Source organism: Mucilaginibacter lappiensis (assembly GCF_900155965.1).
Lineage (GTDB): Bacteria > Bacteroidota > Bacteroidia > Sphingobacteriales > Sphingobacteriaceae > Mucilaginibacter > Mucilaginibacter lappiensis.
On sequence record NZ_FTMG01000037.1, the window covers coordinates 1 to 1,483 of the forward strand.

Sequence of the window (1,483 nt, forward strand, 5' to 3'; positions counted from 1 at the left end):
AGTGTGGCCGTCTAAGTTATAGTGCATTTTTGCCTGTCCCTGAGTATGGTTCTGAAGCAATGAGTCTAAGGGTATGGTACAACACTAACTGTGTTTGTCCGATGGGTAGCCTGTCTTTTTCTTTACACTCCTTCGGGCACGGCTTATTAACGATAAGTCAACAGGATGGAAAAGATGCATCATCATGCAGCCGGTATAGATATCGGCTCGCGTAAGGTATTTGTAGGATTGGAAAACAGTCCGGTACGCTGGTTTGAGACCTTTACCAGTGATTTGGAATCGCTTAAGGATTATTTACTGGAGCATAAGGTAAGCACCGTAGCGATGGAGGCAACGGGTGTTTATTGGTATGTGCTTTATGATATCCTTTTGGATGCCGGTTTAGATGTTTGGCTAGTAGATGGCCGTCAAACCCGTCAATTGCCCGGCAGGAAGACGGATGTTAAGGATTGCCAATGGATTCAGCAGTTGCATAGCTATGGCTTATTGAACCGTTGTTATGTATCGGATGGCCTGGTTAAGGAACTGCGCAGTTATCAGCGTTTGCGGGAAGATCATCTTCGGAGCGCAGCCATGCATGTACAGCATATGCAAAAGGCATTGATCGGGATGAATATCCGCTTGCCGGAAGTATTAAGCCAGGTGCATGGAGTGAGTGGCATGGCGCTGATCAGGGCCATCCTGGAGGGAGAGCGGGATACGGAAAAGCTGATTGCTCTTTGCCATTCAAAAATCCGGGAAAACAAGGGAGAAGAATTGCGCAAAGCTTTAAAAGGCCATTACACTCCGCAAGGACTTTTTGCGCTGAACCAGGCATTGAAAGCCTATCAGTTTTATCAGGAACAGATATTTGAATGCGACAGAAAGATAGATGCTACCCTGCAAAAGATCAACAGGGATAAAAGCCTTCCGCCCGGTACAGGTTCAGGAAAACGAAAGCCTATCCGCCACAATAAGCCGGATATTAATGGCTTGGGTGATCACCTGCTAAAAATATTTGATGGCAGGGATGCGACCAAACTGCCCGGCTTTACTGATTACAACTGGCTGCAATTATATGCCGAAGTAGGATCAGACCTGAGCAAGTGGCCAAGTGAAAAGCATTTTACCAGTTGGTTAGGTTTGTCACCGGGGCAAAACAGTTCAGGCAAGAAGAACAAAAGTAAAAGTAAGGGTAAACCTGCCGTCGGTCAGATCTTCAAACAAATGGCCCAGGGCTTGCTGAACAGCAAATACATTGGCTGGGGTGCGTTTGCCAGGCGGCTAAGGGGACGTAAAGGGCCGGCAGTCGCCATAAAGGCTACTGCAAGAAAACTTGCCGCTCAATATTGGCGCCTGATCGTCAAGGGAAACGAGTTCGTTGAAAGAGGTATGGAGGCCTATCAAACGATCCTTATCCAGCAGAAAAAGAAGCGCTTAGAAAAGTTAGCCCTCGAATTAGATATGAAACTTGTACCTGCTTAATTAAGTATGTCATGGGTAG

The 1,483-nt window shown here is 46.7% G+C and carries 1 protein-coding gene; it reads left to right on the forward strand.

The features are described from left to right. The first annotated feature begins 165 nt into the window (after window positions 1-165). Window positions 166-1,464 (forward strand): IS110 family RNA-guided transposase, encoded by a 1,299-nt coding sequence (locus BW976_RS28820; protein ID WP_076379148.1) that lies wholly within the window; start codon window positions 166-168, stop codon window positions 1,462-1,464. Window positions 1,465-1,483: the final 19 nt, after the last annotated feature.

Coding starts and splice junctions, on each gene's coding strand:
- BW976_RS28820 (WP_076379148.1), top strand. CDS start 166: ATGGAAAAGATGCATCATCATGCAGCCGGTATAGATATCGGCTCGCGT.